Below are 17,227 nucleotides of genomic sequence, written 5' to 3'. Positions count from 1 at the left end.
TATGCCACTCATTTTGAGGGAGATGGTGTGATGCCGATTGCCATCCTCGCACCAGAAGGATTGCCTGTTCCACCTACGCGCGGCGGATCCGTTCAAATCTACGTGCACGCTCTGCAGAGGTCCTTCGACGACATTGGCGTTCGAGACGTCTGCTTGTTGGCGCCAGAGCGCGTGGTCCGAGGCAACAAGTTGCCCTCGGAAAAAGTTTCCTATCGCAAAACGGTCCTCCAGATACTCAGGGACACGCAACCGCATGTCGTACAGGTGGAGAATAGGCCCGACTTTGTGGCCGCAGTGCGGTCTGTTTTACCGCATGCCAAGTTGATTCTCAATCTTCACTCCACGACCTTTCTCGCAGGTCGGGGACTTCGGACAGCAGCAGCAGCGGATGGTCGGGCAGACCATTCCGATGCACACGTCGCCGCGCGTTCTCGCATGCGCCGAATTCTGTCCAGCGTAGACTGCGTGGTGGTGAACAGTCACTACCTGCAACAGACCATTTCTCGAAGCTTTGATTTAGGGCGCACAAGATGGCGTTCGCGCGTGATTTATCCCGGCGTGGATGCAAGGACATTTTGCCCTCGGGAGGACGGAGGCATCGAATCGGGCGCAAAAACTTTTCGGATATTGTTTGTCGGACGGGTGATTCGCCAAAAGGGTCTGGATGTGGTTCTCCGGGGACTTCATCTGCTCCAAGAAAAGAATGTTCCATTTAAAATCACGGTTGTGGGCAGAACTCCGCCTTGGGAGCGAACGTATCGAGCGCACCTTGAGACGTTGGGGGAGCATCTGCCACTGGAGTGGGTTGGCTTTGTGAGTCCTTCCAAATTGCCAGACGTATATCGCAGTGCGGATGTTCTGGTTTGCCCATCGCAGAGAGAGGAGGCTTTTGGTTTGGTCAATCTCGAAGCGATGGCAAGCGGGCTCCCGGTCGTCGCCAGCAAGGTCGGAGGAATTCCTGAAGTGGTCAATACCGATACGGGCGTTTTAGTCGCAGAGCCGGATAATCCGACGGCGTTTGCTCGCGCCTTGCTCTGTCTCTATCAAGATAGCGCCTGCCGCTTGAGGCTCGCGCAGCAGGCGAGAGAGCGCGCGCAACTCTTTTCCTGGCAGCGCACAGCGGAATGTTTTTCCGAAGTTTACGAGGAACTGGCACGGTGGAAGCGGTAAAGTGCGAAACCGGAGCAGGATTGCCTCTGCCTGGCGGCACCTGCGATGGCCGTGGAGAAGGCAATCCTCGGATGCTTCACAGGCAGAGTGCTCGCTGCAGTTTAGTCGAAACTGCGTTCCAACTCGTCAATCAACGAACCAACGTAGGCTACCGCTTCGCGAATCGGACCTGGCTTGGACATGTCCACTCCGGCCATTTTCATCAGTTCGAGTGGAGACTTGGTCCCCCCTTGCTTGAGCACGTTGACCCAAGCTTCTGCGGCTGGAGTGCCCTCTTCGCGAATTTTTTTGGCGATCGCGGTCGAAGCCGTCAGCCCCGCGGAGTAGGTGTAAGGATAGAGCCCCATGTAGTAGTGTGGTTGACGCATCCACGTTAAGCTCGCTGCCTCGTCGATGGTGACAGCATCTCCCCAGAACGACGACAACACATCGCCTTTCTGCGCGGACAGAAGCGAGGCGGTAATAGATTTTCCTGCTTCTGCGAGAGTATAGACGCGGCGCTGCAATTCGGCTTCGAGTAAATGTGTGACATAGTTGTGGTAGTACGTTCCAAGCAATTGGCTGATGACCCAACGACGCATGCGTTGGTCGGTCGTCTGAGCGAGAATGTGGTCCGCCAACAGCATCTCATTCATCGTGGAGGGTGCTTCAATGAAATACATGGAGGGCCGTGTATTGGACAGCTTTTGATATCGATTGGCGAGTGCGAAATGCCCGGCGTGACCTAGTTCGTGCGCGAGCACAAAGGTGCTTCGCATGGTGTTTCCCCACGTTAAGAGGATGAAGGGGTGCACTCCGTAGGGACTGGAGCAGAAAGCGCCCGTTCCTTTTCCAACGTTGTCGACGTAATCCACCCAGCGACTGGAAAGGCCCGTGCGAATATTCGCGACGTACTCCGGACCAAGTACCTCGAGAGCATCGATAATCAACTGACTCGCTTGAGAGATGGTGGTTTGCGGATTAAAATCGGGATCGAGCGGAACTTTTAAATCACAGTGGCGCATGGTCTCGAGTCCCAGCACTCGTTGCCGCAAGCGGGCCAGACGGCGCATGTGCGGCGCCAAGTCGGTTTGGATGATGTCGAGAAGATTCTCGTACATGTCGCGCGTGACCTGTTGTGGGTGAAGGAGCATGTCGGTGGTGGAAGGGAAGCCACGCAAGCGAGCGAGGGCGACCTGTTTTGCAATCTCGGTAGCATACGTCGCGGCAAACGTATTTTGGTACTGACGCAGTGTGGACGCGAAAGAATCAAAGGCATTGCGGCGCAACTCCGTGTCGGCCGTGAATTCATAGACGTCTTCGTAAAGGGCGAACGAAACGGTATGTTCCGCGCCGGAGCTGTCCTTCACGGCACGGAATTGCATGTCCGCCGATTTGCCTCGCTGGTAAATCAGATAGGGACCGTTCAGTGCTTGACCCAGGGAAGCAAGCGTAGCCTCTGTCTGAGGAGACAGTAGGTATGGCTTGTAGTCCAGAATTTCTTGTAAAGACTTCCGATACACCGACAGCTCTGGATATTCTTCTAAAAAGTTCTCAACCACACCGTCTGGCAACGCGGCTATCTCGGAATTAATAAAAGCGAGGCCTGCCGACATCTCTGCAGAGACGGCTGCCATTTTTCCGCTGTTTGCCTGATTCGCCGGATTGGTGCCGTCCTCCGACTGGCGCAGGGATGCGTATGTAGAGACACGAACAAACTGCTCCATGAGTTGTTCGTGAGCGCTGAGGCATTGAAAAAGCTGTTCTGCAGATTCACCTAAGTGTCCCTGGAAAGCGGTTACAGACGGCAGTAGAGCGAGCAATGATGTGACAGCCTCTTCCCAATCCGCATCCGACGCATAGAGATCGGACAAATCCCACGTGTGTTCCATATCGACTTCATGTCTCAACAATCGTTCCGTCATTCGACAGACCTCCAGGACGAACAAAGTATGTGTCTTTGCTTACTATTCTATATTACCATTTACGAAAACATGGTACGATAAGGGCGGCGGCAGATTCGCAGCTCATGGAGGCAGAACAATTTCCGTGGAAGCTACTCAGCAAGACATCACCCATGTCGGCGTTGTGCAGAAAATTTACAAATCATACTGGTGGTCGATTGCGTTTTACTCGTTTGCTGTGCTGCTTTATGCTGCAGTGGACTCTGGAAAACGTATCTTTATTCTGGAGTATGTGCTAGGTTTGACCGTGCTCAAGCTCATTTTGTTGATGGTAGCCCTAGAGTTGATTCGCTGGCAATTTTCGCGCTGGCAAACTTATATCTGCGTACTCGGTGGGAGTATCGGAGTTTTTTTCGCTACGTCCGTCCTCTATCAGGAGCCGACTGCGTCGGCGCTTTTATTGATACCTATTATTGTTTCGGTGGCCTTTTTTCGCCGAAAACTGGTTTTGTTTGCAGCGTTGCTTTCCGTTATCAATTTTTGGTCTATTTACTTCCTAGAGTATCGACCGCATCATATCATCGGTTTGTCGGACATTTTTACCATTCTCAGTGTACTCATCGTCTGTACGTTGACTTTGCTGAGCGTTCTTGCTCGTGGTCAGGAAGTGTTGCGCTCGTTGACAGCGAGCATGAATGCTCGGCAGTTGTTGATGACAGAAAACGAGATGATGCAAAGGGCAGTTCACACCGATCCTCTGACAGGCATCTCTAACCGCGTTAAATTTACGGAACATTTGAATGAGCTGGTCACTCTGTCCAAATCCTCTCAATTTGTGTTTCATTTAGCGGTCATTGATATTGACCACTTTAAGAACATCAACGATACGTATGGTCATATTGTTGGGGACGAAGTCTTGGTGCAGGTTGCTCGAAGTCTTCGTCAGGAGTTTGGTGGCAACTATTTTGTCGCGCGGTATGGCGGGGAAGAATTTGTAGTGCTCGGAATGGAGATTACTTCCGACGACTTTGTCACGTCCATGGAGCATGCGCGATTGAGCCTGGAGAGCATGATTTTTAATTCGGGTATTCGAGTTACCATCAGCATTGGCATTCATACCTATCATACGCCGGAAGATGCCGAGACAGCATTTCAATTGGCAGATGCGGCGCTGTACAATGCTAAAAATGCAGGTCGCAATCGCGTAGTTGTTTGTTGAATGCGATGAGTGTAGTAAAATAAGGTTGTGGAGAGGAGTGAGGAGCATGGAGGAGAACGGACCGCTGTTTCATCGTAATCGCGGCGGGTTTGTGCCACGCGCACTGGTCTACTTCGTGTTTGTTGCGGGGGCCGTCGTAGTCGCTTTAGAACTATATCTTGGAATTATTTCGGCTATTCGCGTTGGCTGATAACCTCGACTGAGGTGGGTGCCATGTTTCATTCGCCTGAGTTGTTTGGTCTTGGCATGATGGTAGTGTGGGGCACGCAGGTTTGACATGTTTGTATGTCATACTTGCGTGCCCTTTTCAACTTATTTCTGAGCGGGGACGATGGTCCAGTCAGACCCGCTGACATTGCATTGGAGCCCGGCCATACCTAGCAAATTCTGTAAAGATTCGAGAGAAACAAAGGTTGTCTTGTGTTTGGAAAACGGATCGACCGCAATGGTACCTTGCATTGTCTCGATGACTTTTCCATCAAACGAGACGGAGACATTGCCAGACATCGGCATGGACATGCTTGAACTCATGGACATGGTTTGGGGTTGAATGCTTGGAAAATTCCATTGACCGTCGTGCCACGTGCTGCGAATGTGCAAAGTCTCTAGTGCCTGCATGATGTACCACAGCGGAACGTCCGTGGCAGCGCTATTCGAAGTGGCGGATGTGAGCACCGGCATTTCAAACGTCTTGCCAGACACGGATACATGGGCGATGTGCGGAAGCATTTTGACGGTTGCGGGAGAAGCGGGCGCGTTGTACACGGTAATGCCTTTGACGTCAACGGTCTCACTGCCGATGGATATCCTTATGGAAGCCGATCCGCTAGGCAGATAGACGTTATTGCCATAATGATAATCGGCAGTGTTCAGCCGCTGCCCGTACATGGCCACTGCCGGAACGGAGAGGGTCTTTCCGTTTAAGAGGACATCCACTTTAGGCGTTAAATTCATGGCGACGGTTCCTGTCTGGCGATTGAAAATATGGACCTCCAAATGATGGTTAACGGCGTGGCCGTCGAAATGCGAGGCCATCATGGGCATGCTCACACCCGGCGAAGAAACCATAATCTCGCCTTTCATACCAGCCTTGGCCTGTGCTTTCGTAATCATTGTGGCCAGGGGGCCAATTTGTACGCTAATCAGATACTTTTTTGTCCAAACTGTAGCTACTCCCACGTTGGATGGGAGTGGAACTCCGATGTTCGCGTTGGCGAGGATGTTTGGAGTGCCATTTGACTTGACCTGTGCTAGGCTGATGTACCAACCGTTTTCCGGGATGGCTTGCACGCCCGATAGGACTGCGCTGCCGTCCCAAGTTCCTTCACGAGTCGCCGTGAATTTCGGCAACCATTGTGATAGGCTTCCCTGTTTGGGAAGCATGCCTTGGAACAGGCCAGCGTCATAAGATTTTGCCGGCTGCAGTCCACTCAGGTGATAGCTCACGTCGAGTCCAGACTTGTTTACGTCAAGCGTAATGTCCCCACTCAGCGCAGATTTGGTGGTCGGAGTCAGGGTGACTGTGTCAGACGTCAATCCGACAGGTCCCACGGTGTACTGAGGGGATGCAGTTGCGGACATGGGAGCGAAAGCACTACAAATGGTCGTCGTTGCAAGTGCGCTGCTTGCCGCCAACACATAAAGGCGTTTCTTCTGTCCTCTGGGGCGAGCATTGAAAGACACCTTCACACTAACCTCTCCTTTGGTAATTTCGAATAAGGTTCCTAGAAAGATAGGGACAAGACGGAACGCATAGGCCCTCTCGTTGGCGATGTTTTGAATCGCATCGACTTGGAAATAGTACCATGAATTTAAAGATTTGTGCATGTAAAAAGAGGCATTCTGGCGTGATTTGTGTGCCGACAATTGTGACAGATTGCCCATCTGGATGAATTCGCTCCACCATCCCTGAATAATAGACGTATAATTCAGTCATCCGTTTGAGGGAGGAGATGAGTCGATGACAACCATCACGTTGCAAGATGTTGAACAACTCGTGTTGGATGTTCGGCATGAGTTGGTGGAATGGCGGCGTTATTTTCATGCCAATCCCGAATTGTCGTTTCAAGAGCGGCATACTTCGCAATTTGTATATGACACTCTGGCTTCTCTCCCCAATTTAGAATTGTCGCGACCGACTGCGACGAGTGTCATGGCTCGATTAAAGGGCACGGGTCCCGGACTGGTTCTGGCTCTGCGAGCGGATATGGATGCTTTGCCGATTCACGAAGAAAACACGTTTCCCTTCGCCTCACAACAGGATGGCGTGATGCATGCCTGTGGTCATGATGGACATACGGCCATGTTGCTTGCTACTGCAAAAATTTTGAGTCAAATGACCGCGCAGTTTTCGGGAGAAGTGCGGTTTTTGTTTCAGCACGCCGAGGAATTATTCCCAGGTGGTGCGAAAGAAATGGTCGAGGCCGGAGTCTTGGATGGTGTTCATCGCGTGTTGGGCATTCACTTGTGGGCACCTCTACAGGTCGGCAAAATTGGCATCCGGACGGGCGCTTTGTTGGCAGCCCCAGACCGTTTTGTGATTCGTATCGTTGGCGCCGGAGGACACGCCGCACAGCCCCATCTGACGGTCGACAGTATCGCCGTAGCTGCTCAGGTGGTGACGAACTTACAGCACGTTGTCGCCCGAACTGTAGATCCGCTCGACGCAATGGTACTCTCCATTACGCAAATTCACGGGGGTACGGCGGACAATATCATCCCGGGCAGCGTGGAACTGCGCGGGACGGTGCGGACCTTTACAAGCGAACTGCGTGCACAAGCCCCGCTCACGATGGAACGCGTCATCCGCGGGGTGACTGAAGCACATGGAGCTACCTATGAATTCTCTTATGAAAACGGCTATCGAGCTGTGGTTAACGACGAAGCAACAACGGAGCGACTGCGGAAAATCCTGACTGAAGGCTTCGGAGCAGAGGTTGTGGAAGAAGGTGTACCTACCATGGGTGGGGAGGATTTTTCTGCCTACCAGGATAAAGTGCCAGGAACGTTTTTCTTTGTAGGTGCGGGAAATGAAGCAAAAGGTATTGTATATCCGCACCACCATCCACGATTCACAGTCGATGAAGCGGCATTGCCAATTGGCGTAAAGTCTTTCGTGTTGGCTGTTCTTGGATTTTTAAACGAGTGTGAATGAAGGAGGAAGGTTCTGTGGAAGAAAATCGTCGTCCCATCGGTTTGCGTTCGACAGAGACCATTCGCTCGATTGCCGGGAGAAGTAGAGGGTACTTTCTGCTCATCGTCTTGGTGGCTGCTATCCCTGCATTTTTGGAGGGATTCGACACCAACCTGTACACGTTTGGGGCACCGTACATTGTCCCCCACGTACATGGTTCGGCAGCCATTCTTGGCGTGGTCGCCACGGGTTATGCGCTTGGAATAGCGCTGTTCAGTATGGTCGGCGGGTTTCTTTTCGACCGATTTTCGGTGAAATACACGATTATTTTGTCGGTCGCTATCTTTGCATTGTTTACTTGTTTGACTGGATTCGCAAACAGTGTTGTGACGTTGATTGCTTCCCGACTGCTGGTGGGTGTAGGCATTGGCATGTTTCAGCCAGCTATCATTGCGCTTCTTGGCGACATTTTTTTCGAGACGCGAGGACGCGCTGTATCGGCTTTTGCGGTCTTTTTCGGCGGTGGGTTGTTTGTTGGTCCCTATCTGATTAGTCCTTTTCTGCACGATTACAAATTCCCGTTTGTCCTCTCAGGAGTTGTCAGTCTTATTGCGCTCATCGTCTTCTATCTTGTCATACCGCGCACGTACAAGAAAGTCGAATCTAGACATGTCTCATTTCGTGGTATTTTGAATCGAAATGTGACGGTACTGTCCATCTCCATTTTTCTCTTTGGAATCACCCTTTTTGGTTTCTTGGGTTACTATTCGGACTATTTACTGAAGTCTCTGACACTTGCTTCGGGAGAGGCTGCCGCCATTGCGTCAATGGGTGGACTCGGGGGCTTTATCTGTGCATTTCCACTAGGATTGTTGGCGGACCGCGTGGGTCGGAAGTATGCGGTAAGTTTTGCGTCGCTGCTCATTCTCATTGGCAGTGTGGGGATGTTTAGCGTAGGACACAATGTCCCAGGGTTGTTTGTTTTGACGTTTGCCTTTGGTGCCGGATGGGGTATCTACGTGGATTTGGTCGCAGCTTTGGGTCAAGACTCTGTGGCCGATGAATCTGCGGGAACAGTCACTGGCTGGCTTTTGTTTTTGTTCAATGTGGGTGCACTCTTTGGCGGCCCCATTTTTGCACTCGCTTTACCGCTTGGTTTTGTTCCAGCCGGACTCCTGACTCTCGGCATTTCGAGTGCCCTATCGTTCATCCTTACGCTCGTGACTCAGGGTATCAAGGAAAGCAACGTGCAAGCGGAGGTGGTGACGCAAATCCATGTTTAATGCACACTCCTTTCGAGATTAGAAATATCGAGAAATCTCGAGAAAGCGTGACGTTTCCGCTGCTCATTGGGTTAGATTCACTGTCATTGCATCTCACGAGCAGACATCGCGTCACTTCAGGATTGAACAGCATACTTTTCGGGAGTATTGTATGAAATGTAAGCGATATTTTATCGCCGATACTTTCTGGGAGGTGTTCATCATGAAGTGGAGAAACGCCATTAATGCACTCATCGGAATCTGGTTCATCATCTCGCCGTGGGTCATGGGTTTTTCTCACGTCACCGCAGCAGTGTGGACCAGCGTCGTGCTCGGGGCAGTGTTGCTCATCGTCTCGTTCTGGGCAGCCATGAGGAAAGACTCCAGTGGTTTCGGGGTATGGCAGACGTGGGTTTCGCTCATCATGGGAATTTGGTTCATTGTTCAGCCGTTTGCCTTTACGTTGGGTAAAGCCAACGTATGGGAGAGCGTCATTCTTGGCGCCATCGTCATCTTGCTGAACATCTGGACGATGTCGGCTAGTGAACACAGCACGTCCAATCGAAGTCATCCGATGAATTCATCTCATTCACACGCCTAATGCTCTTTTTTCCTGGTAACAAGCTGCCGCGGTTGCGCAGCAAGATGTTTTCGTGAAGGTGCTTGCCAGCCGTGCGCAAGATTCCTCGAAATGGTTTCATTTCGAGGAATCTTTTTTGATGTCGGTGTGATCTCTACGATGGATGCTCGGAAAAGTGCGAGTTCTTCTGCTCTCTTCGTCGACATTCCTTTTTCGTAGGCAGAGAAAGTCTTCCAGGGTGAGGGTGCCTAACTCTTCACCATCGGACGATATAACAGAAATAACATTCGCACCTTGAGTGACCATAAGTTCCAGAGCGGTCTTAGCCGTGTCCGTTTCGCATACGGAGACGAGCGACTCGCCGGCGGAGCGCTCGGGAAGCGGCGCACCCTTCGATGTCCCTCTGAGGAGCTCTCTGACGTAGTGCATCTGAAGCACGTCTGTGCTGTATTCCAGCGTGAGGTGTAGACCGCGGCGCGCCAGTTTTTCGGTCAATATCGATCTCGGTAGTATCCACGAGGACATGCCTGTTGCGATTGTGGCGGCGATTAGCAGAGGAAGCAGGGCTCCCACATTGTTCGTGAGTTCCAGCGGGAAAACAATACTTGTGAACGGAGTTCTGGTGACTCCTGAAAAAATTGCCGACATACCTAAGAGTGCCCACACGCCCGGGTGGGTGGCGTGAAAGAGCAGTCCGGCGACGCCGCCAAGACTACCGCCAATGATGAGAATGGGAGCCAAAATTCCGCCAGAGGTGCCGGATCCTAATCCTACCGTCCAGATGACTGTTTTCACGAGTAGAAGGAGTGCCAGCGTGCCCAATGTCAGTCGGACGTTGAGCATTGCATCAATGCTTCCGTAGCCTACTCCTAAGGCACGCGGCGAAAAGTAGCCGCCAACGCCAATCACGACGGCTCCGAGGGCAGGCCACCACATCCAGTGAATCGGCAATTTCCGAAACCCGTCTTCGACACCGTAGATGCCGAAAGTCAATAGCACCGCAACCAAGCTACCGGCCAAACCGATAACAGCTGCGACGGCAAGGAGATTCCAACTGACGTGGGGGAGATTTGGCATGGCGAACATCGGGCCAGGACCAAGCAACAGAGTGCGGATGGCATCTGCCACCGCGCTCGCAATCGCGATAGGAACCAGGCTTCTCGGCTTTAGCTCGAACACGAGTAACTCTACGGCGAACAGCACGGATGCCACAGGTGCAGCAAACGTTGCAGACATTCCCCCAGCAGCACCTGCTGTGAGTAAAATGCGCCGTTCCACAGAGGAAAAGGAAAACAATTGACTGAAGAGGGACCCGAATGCGCCTCCTGTCATAATAATCGGACCTTCAGCGCCAAAGGGCCCGCCCGTGCCGATGGAGATGGCAGACGAGATAGGCTTCCAGAAGGCAACGCGTGGTTGTACTTTGCTTTCGTTGATGAGCATGGCTTCCATGGCTTCGGGAATGCCGTGGCCACGAATTTTTTCTGACCCGTACCGAGCCATCAAACCGACAGCGAGGGCTCCGGTAATGGGGATGAGAATAACCCAAGCGTGAAGATGGTTATGGGTTGGCGTAATATAGGAGAAAGACAAGCGTCCGAAAAACGACAGGTTGGTGAAGAAGTAAATGAGCTTGAGCAGAGCGACGGCGATGAAACCACACATGACGCCGATGACCAATGCTGCCGCAGATAGCTTCAGAATCTGTCGATTGGTCGTAAAGTCTCCAGTTTGGTGTGACCGTTCCTTTTGCAGAGTGATCGCCCCTTTGGCATTTCGGTTGTTATGGCCGTTGAAGTACAATCCGACATGCTCTTTAACCGCCACTTCAATTTATATCGTAATACGATAAAAAACAAGATAAGTTGAGCAGAATTTGTGGTAGCCATCATTTTTCTTCGGGGAAGGTTTCTTCAGAAAGGCGTGATGTGAGGTATGGACCGACAAGCCTACATTGAATTGGCAGAGTTTCGGTATCGATTGAGAAAATTTTTGCATTTTAGCGAAGAGGCAGCCAAGGGAGTAGGCATTACTCCGAATCAACATCAATTGTTGCTCGCCATTGCCGGATTTCCAGACCGGAGTTACATCACTCCGACAGAGGCTGCTGAGCGCCTTCAAATCAAACATCACAGCTGTCTTGGATTGATTGGTCGTTGCGAAAAATTGGGTTTGATTCGCAGATTTGATAACCCGGATGATGGGCGCAGTGTCTACGTGGCTCTTACGGAACAAGGGGAGACGTTGCTCAAGCGGCTGACGGAGATGCATCAACTGGAGTTAGACCGATTGGGGCTAACGCATCGAAACTTCTTGCAAAAAGACCTGTCGGTGTTTGAAGGTTCAACTGCATCCGCATCGATGCGAGGCGATGCGGAGCAGTCCTAGGCTAAGTGCCTGTTTGTTGTGCGTGGGATGGTCAGTCAGCACAGAGTTTATTTGAATTCCGCAAACCCATCATCGACCATCACCACACTGCCATTAATGGCATCGGCCTCTTTGCTGGCCAGCAGTGCGACCACATTGGCGATGTGCTCTGGTTTTTGCAACTGTTTTCTCATATGCTGACGTGCCATCTTATCGGCAATACCCATGTCTTTGTATCCCTGGATGATGGGTGTGTCGACTCCGCCCGGTGCAATCGCGAGACATCGTATACCAAATTCGCCCAGCTCTAAAGCGGCAGCTTGCGTCATCATCTTAACGGCTCCCTTTGCTGCATGGTAGCCGATAACCCCTGGACTCGCCATGAAGGCAAAGACGGATGCGGTGTTGATGATGGTTCCAGCGGTGCCAAGCTCGCGCATTTTCCGGGCTGCAGCGAGAATTCCGTAATACACTCCGTATTGGTTGACTTTTACAACAGCATCAAAGTCTTCAGGTGAGTGGTCGAGAAGCGGTTTGTAGCGCCCAATTCCTGCGTTGTTGAACATGATGTCCAGACTGCCGAACGTATCCACTGCGGTCTGTACCAATTGCTCCACTTCGTTGTAAACGGTTACATCTGTTTTGACAAATAAAGACCTTCCACTGTTTCTCTGAATGTCTTCGGCAGTGATTCGGCCCTCAGCTTCGTTGACATCGGCAACGACGACACTGGCTCCCTCCGCCGCAAATTTGATGGCTGTCGCTCGGCCAATTCCACTCGCCCCACCTGTAACAATGCAAACTTTCCCAGTCAAATTCATGTTCGTTCACTCTCCCTCAGACTATGCTTAAGAACACTTTCGCATGGTGTTGAGATTTTCACAACATGGACGCAACACCTTTTTGCCGATGCACTTATAGGATAGGGCATTACGGCAGAAGGAGTTGATCCGCTCTTGAACTCTCGACCCATTTCCACCGAAGACGAGTCCGTGGTGTCTACATCTCAGGTCAAGCGCAAATTTAAGCTGCGGTACTTAAACGTATTCTGGCTCCTGTTGGGACCGGGGGTCTTGGCGATGATTGGGGATAATGATGCTGGAGGGGTTATTTCCTATGCGGTCACTGGCGCCAAGTTTGGAGTGGGACTGTTTATTCCTTTGGTTCTAGTTCTTGGAGTGGTCACATTTACTGTACAAGAGATGAGCCTGCGTGTTGGAGTTGTGAGCAGTACAGGATACGCAAAATTAGTTTTCGACCGTTTCGGCAAGTTTTGGGGTTATTATCATATAACGACTCTAACATTGGAAAATTTGATTACGCTTTTGACAGAGTTTATCGGAATGACGGCGGGACTGGTGATTCTCGGATTGCCATTATGGACGGCGGACCTGCTCAGCTTGGGTCTGGTGGTCTCCATTACAATGTTTACGGGATATTGGACAAAAGAGAGACTGACGCTGTTTATCGGCGCGCTGAATGTGGTGTTTGTGGTAGTTGCTCTGCTGACGCATCCGAGTTTTCAAGATGTTGCACATGCGCTCGTTCGCTGGAATTTACCTGCGTTTGCTCCTTTTAAAAATGTGATTTGGTATGTCATCGCGACAATTGGTAACGCCATTGCCCCGTGGATGATTTTTTTTCAAGGTAGCGCCGTCATTGACAAAGGAGTGACGAAAAAGCAACTCGTGCTCGGACGAATGGATACGGCCATCGGCGCAGTTGTCCAAGTGGTCATTGCGGCTTTTATTATCCTCTGCGGCGCGGCGCTCTTTGGTCATGTATCGCATCTCAGCAGTGCTGGGCCAGCCACGCTTATTTCGGCGTTGAACATTCACTTCGGACGTCTTGCCGCTATTTTGTTCGGATTCGGCATTTTTAATGCTGGATTTCTTGCAGCCATCACAATCTCTCTGTCGTCATCCTGGACCATAGCCGAATCGTTCGGTTGGGCACGCAGCCTCAATGATTCCATTCGTAAAGCTCCCGGATTTTATGGAGTTTACTTTGGGAGTCTGCTCGTGGCTTCTGGCGTATTGTTAATTCCGAACCTGCCGATGGACTTTATCTCCGTGCTCGCGCAAGTGGTCGGAGGCGTTCTCATTGCACCCATTCTCATCTTTCTGGTCTTGTTTGCAGCGGATCGAAAAATGATGGGACAGTATGCAAGCCGTTTATGGTCCAAGTGCTGGGGATGGTCAATAGTTATTCTGCTGATTGCCTTGACCATCGCAACCTTTTGGCAAACATTTGGGACGTTTTGAGGAGGGGGCTGTTGTGGCAGAAAGTCCATCACGTGAGTTGGAACGTCTGGTCAAAGATTTACTTCAAGACCAAGAGATGTCCATGCGGAGACTGGCAGCGGCAACCGGAATCGATGTGGCAGCCATTTCTAAAATGTTGTCTGGCAAACAGAGAGTCAATCCTGAATATCTTCAGCGAATCGCCGAGTGCTTGAAAGTCAACCCAATTGTTTTGTTTGAAGCGGCAGGATTTCAACTGGAGCGGAATATGTCTGCGGTGGAGCCTAATTTGACAGCCATTTGTGCGGGTCTATTCAAGGATTTGGGTTGGAACATTCAGTGTACCCGGCTTGACATTGAACGGGAGCTTCAAAAGTGTGAAGGGTATGCAAATACGGAAGAGGGCCAATTGCTCATCGTTGAGAAGTTCGTCGAGAAGCGCGAGCAACTAAACGATTCTGGGGTCTTTTCCGGAGTCTTGGATGAAATGTATGCAGCGTTTCTCATATCGGGCATCAGTGATATTGAGCGACAAATTCTCGGCGGAGCGCTGCTCTACTTCATAGTGGCAACAGACGCGATTCCAGACTATCTCTTTCCAGTTGGTTATATGGACGACGCAATTGCTCTGGATATTTCGTATAAAAAATGGAAGGAATATCAACGAAGGCTTTCTTCATAGGCGATTTTTTACGTTGACACTGTTCAAGCGGCATGATATAACTAGGTTGCGAGCAGAAGTTGTTTTGCTTTATTGAAGAGTCGGTTGTTGTATGCATTTCTTGCTTTGACACCATTAAAATTAAAAGTCCTCGTTAGGCGAGGCGTCTATGCGAATACATGCCACTGCCCGGAAACGTGGAAACACGCCAATGGGTCACCAGGTACTGCCGGCTTAAGGCTTTACTTAATGTGGCTGGGTTTGATGCCCTATGTCGTATAGTGCCAAAGCTCAACTAGGGGGATGCGTTTTTGGCGAGGACATGATAATTCATTGTGCGCCAAACAATACCCCTGAAACCGGACCTATTGTTTCAGGGGTATTGTTGCGTTCCCATGTAGATGCATAAGATACCACAGTTCAATGGTGCAGCAAAGGCAGGTTCATTCCTCAAGGAGGTGGTTGGTGTGGATATAGGCCCTAGTATGCAGCGTAAGTTGCAGTCTTTGTCGGGTTGTGTGCTTTTTCCCCATTCCATGATTTCCACACCAGAACTTGAGGAAGGTGTTTCCTATGGCAAAAAACCTAGCCTTCGACTACGAGGAACTCGATGCGGATATTCGCAGAAAAGACCAAGAGAGAATTGAAACATTAGAAGCGAAAAAAGGTATTCTCGCAAAAATTCTGCTTGGACTCGTGATGATTGGTCCTGGCGTGCTGGTGATGATTGCCGACAACGACGCTGGCGGAGTCATTACCTATGCCCAGACTGGCGCCGCTTATGGAATTGGCTTTTTCATTCCTGCACTCATCTTGGCTGGGTTCATCGCGTACGTTGTACAAGAGATGACGGTTCGCTTAGGAGCGGTCACGAAACGCGGTCACGCAGAGATGATTTGGGGTCGCTACGGAGCGTTTTGGGGTTGGTTTTCGCTCATCGACTTAGTGGTCGCCAATGTCTTGGCCTTGATTACAGAGTTTATTGGCATCACTCTCGGGATGGGAGTATTCGGTGTTCCACACTGGATTAGTGCAGTCGTAGCTAGCGTCGTCGATGCGCTGATTCTGCTGGTCCTCCGCTATTATACGTGGGAGCGCATTTCTCTTTGGATTGCTCTCGGCAATTTGGTTTTTGTACCAATTGCTTTGATGGCGCACCCACATTGGTCTGAGGTTGCCAATGCCTTTACAAACTGGAATATTCCTGGCGGGTTTACACCAGTTTTCTTGTTTGTCGTCTTGGCAAATTTCGGGACGACTATTGCACCCTGGATGCTTTTCTTTCAACAGTCTTCGGTTGTCGACAAGGGCCTCAAGGTCAAGGACATTCGCCGCGGCCAGTGGGACACGGCCATTGGAACGGTGGCCATGGTGCTCGTGGCGTTGGCCATCGTCATCTTGACGGGAACCGTCGTACATGGACTGCCTAATGCGGGAGATTACAGTATTTCGCAAATCTTGACAGTATTAGGTCATAAGCTTGGTCCAACTGGAGAAAAATTGTTTGCGCTCGGCATGGTCGAGGCAGGAACCATTGCAGCCATTGCCTTGACCGCGAGTACGTCATGGGCGATGGGTGAAGCTTTTCACTGGCCAAAGAGCATCAACATGCCATGTTCGCGGGCCTGGAAGTTTTATGTACCGGGCATCATCAGTGCCATCATTGCGGCAGCAGTTGTATTGTGGCCGAATGCTCCGCTTGGTTTCATGAACTTGGCTGTTCAAGTTATCGCGTCTATTTTCATGCCAGCCGCCATGATGTTTCTAATTCTGCTGTTGAACGACAAAGGAATCATGGGGATTCATGTGAACGGCCGCTGGCAAAACATATCGGCTTTCGTGATTGTCGGATTGTTGGTGGTTTTGAATGGAGTTTATGGACTCACCGTCATTTTCCCAAAACTTTGATGGCGATACAGGGCGTATGAACTCTTGACGCGGTCTGAAGATGGAGAGCCTTTCTTAGGAGGGATGGAGCATGAAAGACGGGAAGAAGTCTAAAGTGTATGCATTGATGGAAGATACTCCGCAGGTGACACTGGAGCGGGCTAAAGTAAAAGGGTCCGTTAACGTGATTTTCTGGGGATTGCGAATTTACATTGTCGCTATGGTTGTTCTGGTCATTATTGGTTTTACGCGTGGAACCATTTGAATGTGAAACACGCGTTGAGTGAGATGGCGCGTTGAGTGAGATGGCGCGTTGAGTGAGATGGCGCGTTGAGTGAGATGGAGCGTGGACCGTTGGTCCGTGCTTTATCTTTTTCTTTCTATGAAGGAAAAATTGCGATGAGAGCGAAATGGTATAAGCGAAATGGTGTGGTAAAGGCAGAGAAGAACTGCCGTTGTTCAACGTTCTGCCGATTTGGAAAAGGAGGCACGGTGGCGTTGGTTCCGTATCGCGTTCCTCTTTGTAAAGAATGTGACTCGCCCCTATCTGTAGTGGAGCACCACATTCACGAATACTTGCGGCGGATTCGCCCGAGTGGAAAAGCGGACAAGCCCTTTAAGGGGAGTTTCCGTCACTATACGAACGAAGTTTTGAAGTGCGAAAAGTGTGGTCAGAGGTACTTGGCGAAGCGTGATGAAGATGGGCGGTTTCAAAGAGGCAGAAAACTAAAACGCGCTTAAAACTCTCAAATGTTTAGAATGTGTCAGAGATTACTGCAGAATCTCCTCGACATGGCGGATTTTCTGTGGGAATGTGTTATT

Annotated in this window: 16 protein-coding genes and 1 riboswitch; of the genes, 12 read left to right on the top strand and 4 right to left on the bottom strand. The window is 50.7% G+C overall.

The annotated features are described in order from the left end of the window. Positions 1-30: 30 nt before the first annotated feature. The gene (locus M4I36_RS11320; protein ID WP_258111849.1) at positions 31-1,170 is read left to right on the top strand and encodes a glycosyltransferase family 4 protein; all 1,140 of its coding nucleotides are present in this window, start codon (positions 31-33) and stop codon (positions 1,168-1,170) included. A gap of 101 nt (positions 1,171-1,271) precedes the next feature. Here the strand turns inward: M4I36_RS11320 and pepF are convergent, their stop codons facing one another. Further along, a complete protein-coding gene (gene pepF / locus M4I36_RS11315; protein WP_258111848.1) occupies positions 1,272-3,074 on the bottom strand; it encodes an oligoendopeptidase F in 1,803 nt (600 codons plus the stop codon). 124 nt (positions 3,075-3,198) lie between these two features. Here pepF and M4I36_RS11310 point away from each other — a divergent pair, with 124 nt between their 5' ends. Together M4I36_RS11310 and M4I36_RS11305 are read left to right on the top strand one after the other, a co-directional pair. Next, complete coding sequence (locus M4I36_RS11310) at positions 3,199-4,272, top strand: GGDEF domain-containing protein (RefSeq protein WP_258111847.1); 1,074 nt, start codon at positions 3,199-3,201, stop codon at positions 4,270-4,272. A gap of 46 nt (positions 4,273-4,318) precedes the next feature. After that, on the top strand, positions 4,319-4,462 hold the full coding sequence (locus M4I36_RS11305) for a hypothetical protein (protein WP_258111846.1): 144 nt from the start codon (positions 4,319-4,321) through the stop codon (positions 4,460-4,462). Positions 4,463-4,584: 122 nt separating this feature from the next. Here M4I36_RS11305 and M4I36_RS11300 read toward each other — a convergent pair whose 3' ends face one another. Next, a complete protein-coding gene (locus M4I36_RS11300; RefSeq protein ID WP_258111845.1) occupies positions 4,585-5,961 on the bottom strand; it encodes a hypothetical protein in 1,377 nt (458 codons plus the stop codon). Between the two features lie 280 nt (positions 5,962-6,241). Here M4I36_RS11300 and M4I36_RS11295 point away from each other — a divergent pair, with 280 nt between their 5' ends. The 3 genes from M4I36_RS11295 (at position 6,242) to M4I36_RS11285 (ending at position 9,268) form a co-directional block, all read left to right on the top strand. After that, positions 6,242-7,426 carry a M20 family metallopeptidase gene (locus M4I36_RS11295; protein WP_308661218.1) on the top strand — a complete coding sequence of 395 codons (1,185 nt, stop codon included), beginning with the start codon at positions 6,242-6,244 and terminating at the stop codon, positions 7,424-7,426. Positions 7,427-7,440: 14 nt separating this feature from the next. Then, on the top strand, positions 7,441-8,688 hold the full coding sequence (locus M4I36_RS11290) for an MFS transporter (protein WP_258111843.1): 1,248 nt from the start codon (positions 7,441-7,443) through the stop codon (positions 8,686-8,688). A 202-nt stretch (positions 8,689-8,890) separates the two neighbouring features. After that, entirely contained in the window at positions 8,891-9,268 is a 378-nt protein-coding gene (locus M4I36_RS11285; RefSeq protein ID WP_258111842.1) for an SPW repeat protein, read from the top strand. A gap of 96 nt (positions 9,269-9,364) precedes the next feature. Here M4I36_RS11285 and M4I36_RS11280 read toward each other — a convergent pair whose 3' ends face one another. Beyond that, positions 9,365-11,074, bottom strand: a complete 1,710-nt coding sequence (locus M4I36_RS11280) for a chloride channel protein (protein ID WP_258111841.1) — start codon at positions 11,072-11,074, stop codon at positions 9,365-9,367. A gap of 108 nt (positions 11,075-11,182) precedes the next feature. Between M4I36_RS11280 and M4I36_RS11275 the strand changes: the two genes are divergently transcribed. Beyond that, positions 11,183-11,635, top strand: a complete 453-nt coding sequence (locus M4I36_RS11275) for a MarR family winged helix-turn-helix transcriptional regulator (protein ID WP_258111840.1) — start codon at positions 11,183-11,185, stop codon at positions 11,633-11,635. Positions 11,636-11,682: 47 nt separating this feature from the next. Here M4I36_RS11275 and M4I36_RS11270 read toward each other — a convergent pair whose 3' ends face one another. Continuing rightward, a complete protein-coding gene (locus M4I36_RS11270; RefSeq protein WP_258111839.1) occupies positions 11,683-12,435 on the bottom strand; it encodes an SDR family NAD(P)-dependent oxidoreductase in 753 nt (250 codons plus the stop codon). Positions 12,436-12,570: 135 nt separating this feature from the next. On the opposite strand from M4I36_RS11270, the gene M4I36_RS11265 reads away from it, so the two are divergent. From M4I36_RS11265 to M4I36_RS11245, 5 genes are all read left to right on the top strand, one after another. Beyond that, a complete protein-coding gene (locus tag M4I36_RS11265; protein ID WP_258111838.1) occupies positions 12,571-13,878 on the top strand; it encodes an NRAMP family divalent metal transporter in 1,308 nt (435 codons plus the stop codon). Between the two features lie 13 nt (positions 13,879-13,891). Next, a complete protein-coding gene (locus M4I36_RS11260; RefSeq protein WP_258111837.1) occupies positions 13,892-14,539 on the top strand; it encodes a helix-turn-helix domain-containing protein in 648 nt (215 codons plus the stop codon). A gap of 122 nt (positions 14,540-14,661) precedes the next feature. After that, positions 14,662-14,827, top strand: a riboswitch (M-box (ykoK) riboswitch). A gap of 264 nt (positions 14,828-15,091) precedes the next feature. Further along, positions 15,092-16,426, top strand: coding sequence for an NRAMP family divalent metal transporter (locus tag M4I36_RS11255; RefSeq protein WP_258111836.1), 1,335 nt, complete (start codon positions 15,092-15,094; stop codon positions 16,424-16,426). Positions 16,427-16,496: 70 nt separating this feature from the next. Further along, positions 16,497-16,670, top strand: coding sequence for a hypothetical protein (locus M4I36_RS11250; protein ID WP_258111835.1), 174 nt, complete (start codon positions 16,497-16,499; stop codon positions 16,668-16,670). Between the two features lie 65 nt (positions 16,671-16,735). Beyond that, positions 16,736-17,146, top strand: coding sequence for a hypothetical protein (locus M4I36_RS11245; RefSeq protein WP_258111834.1), 411 nt, complete (start codon positions 16,736-16,738; stop codon positions 17,144-17,146). Positions 17,147-17,227: the final 81 nt, after the last annotated feature.

Origin of the sequence: Alicyclobacillus sp. SP_1, assembly GCF_024706985.1 — a bacterium.
GTDB lineage: Bacteria > Bacillota > Bacilli > Alicyclobacillales > Alicyclobacillaceae > Alicyclobacillus_I.
Note: the sequence above shows the minus strand (reverse complement) of the source record. Positions and strands in the feature narration are given on the sequence as shown.

Bases quoted from the DNA above. Each gene is read 5' to 3' on its own strand.
- M4I36_RS11320 (WP_258111849.1), top strand. From the start codon at position 31: ATGCCGATTGCCATCCTCGCACCAGAAGGATTGCCTGTTCCACCTACG.
- pepF (WP_258111848.1), bottom strand. From the start codon at position 3,074: ATGACGGAACGATTGTTGAGACATGAAGTCGATATGGAACACACGTGG.
- M4I36_RS11305 (WP_258111846.1), top strand. From the start codon at position 4,319: ATGGAGGAGAACGGACCGCTGTTTCATCGTAATCGCGGCGGGTTTGTG.
- M4I36_RS11285 (WP_258111842.1), top strand. From the start codon at position 8,891: ATGAAGTGGAGAAACGCCATTAATGCACTCATCGGAATCTGGTTCATC.
- M4I36_RS11275 (WP_258111840.1), top strand. From the start codon at position 11,183: ATGGACCGACAAGCCTACATTGAATTGGCAGAGTTTCGGTATCGATTG.
- M4I36_RS11270 (WP_258111839.1), bottom strand. From the start codon at position 12,435: ATGAATTTGACTGGGAAAGTTTGCATTGTTACAGGTGGGGCGAGTGGA.
- M4I36_RS11255 (WP_258111836.1), top strand. From the start codon at position 15,092: ATGGCAAAAAACCTAGCCTTCGACTACGAGGAACTCGATGCGGATATT.
- M4I36_RS11250 (WP_258111835.1), top strand. From the start codon at position 16,497: ATGAAAGACGGGAAGAAGTCTAAAGTGTATGCATTGATGGAAGATACT.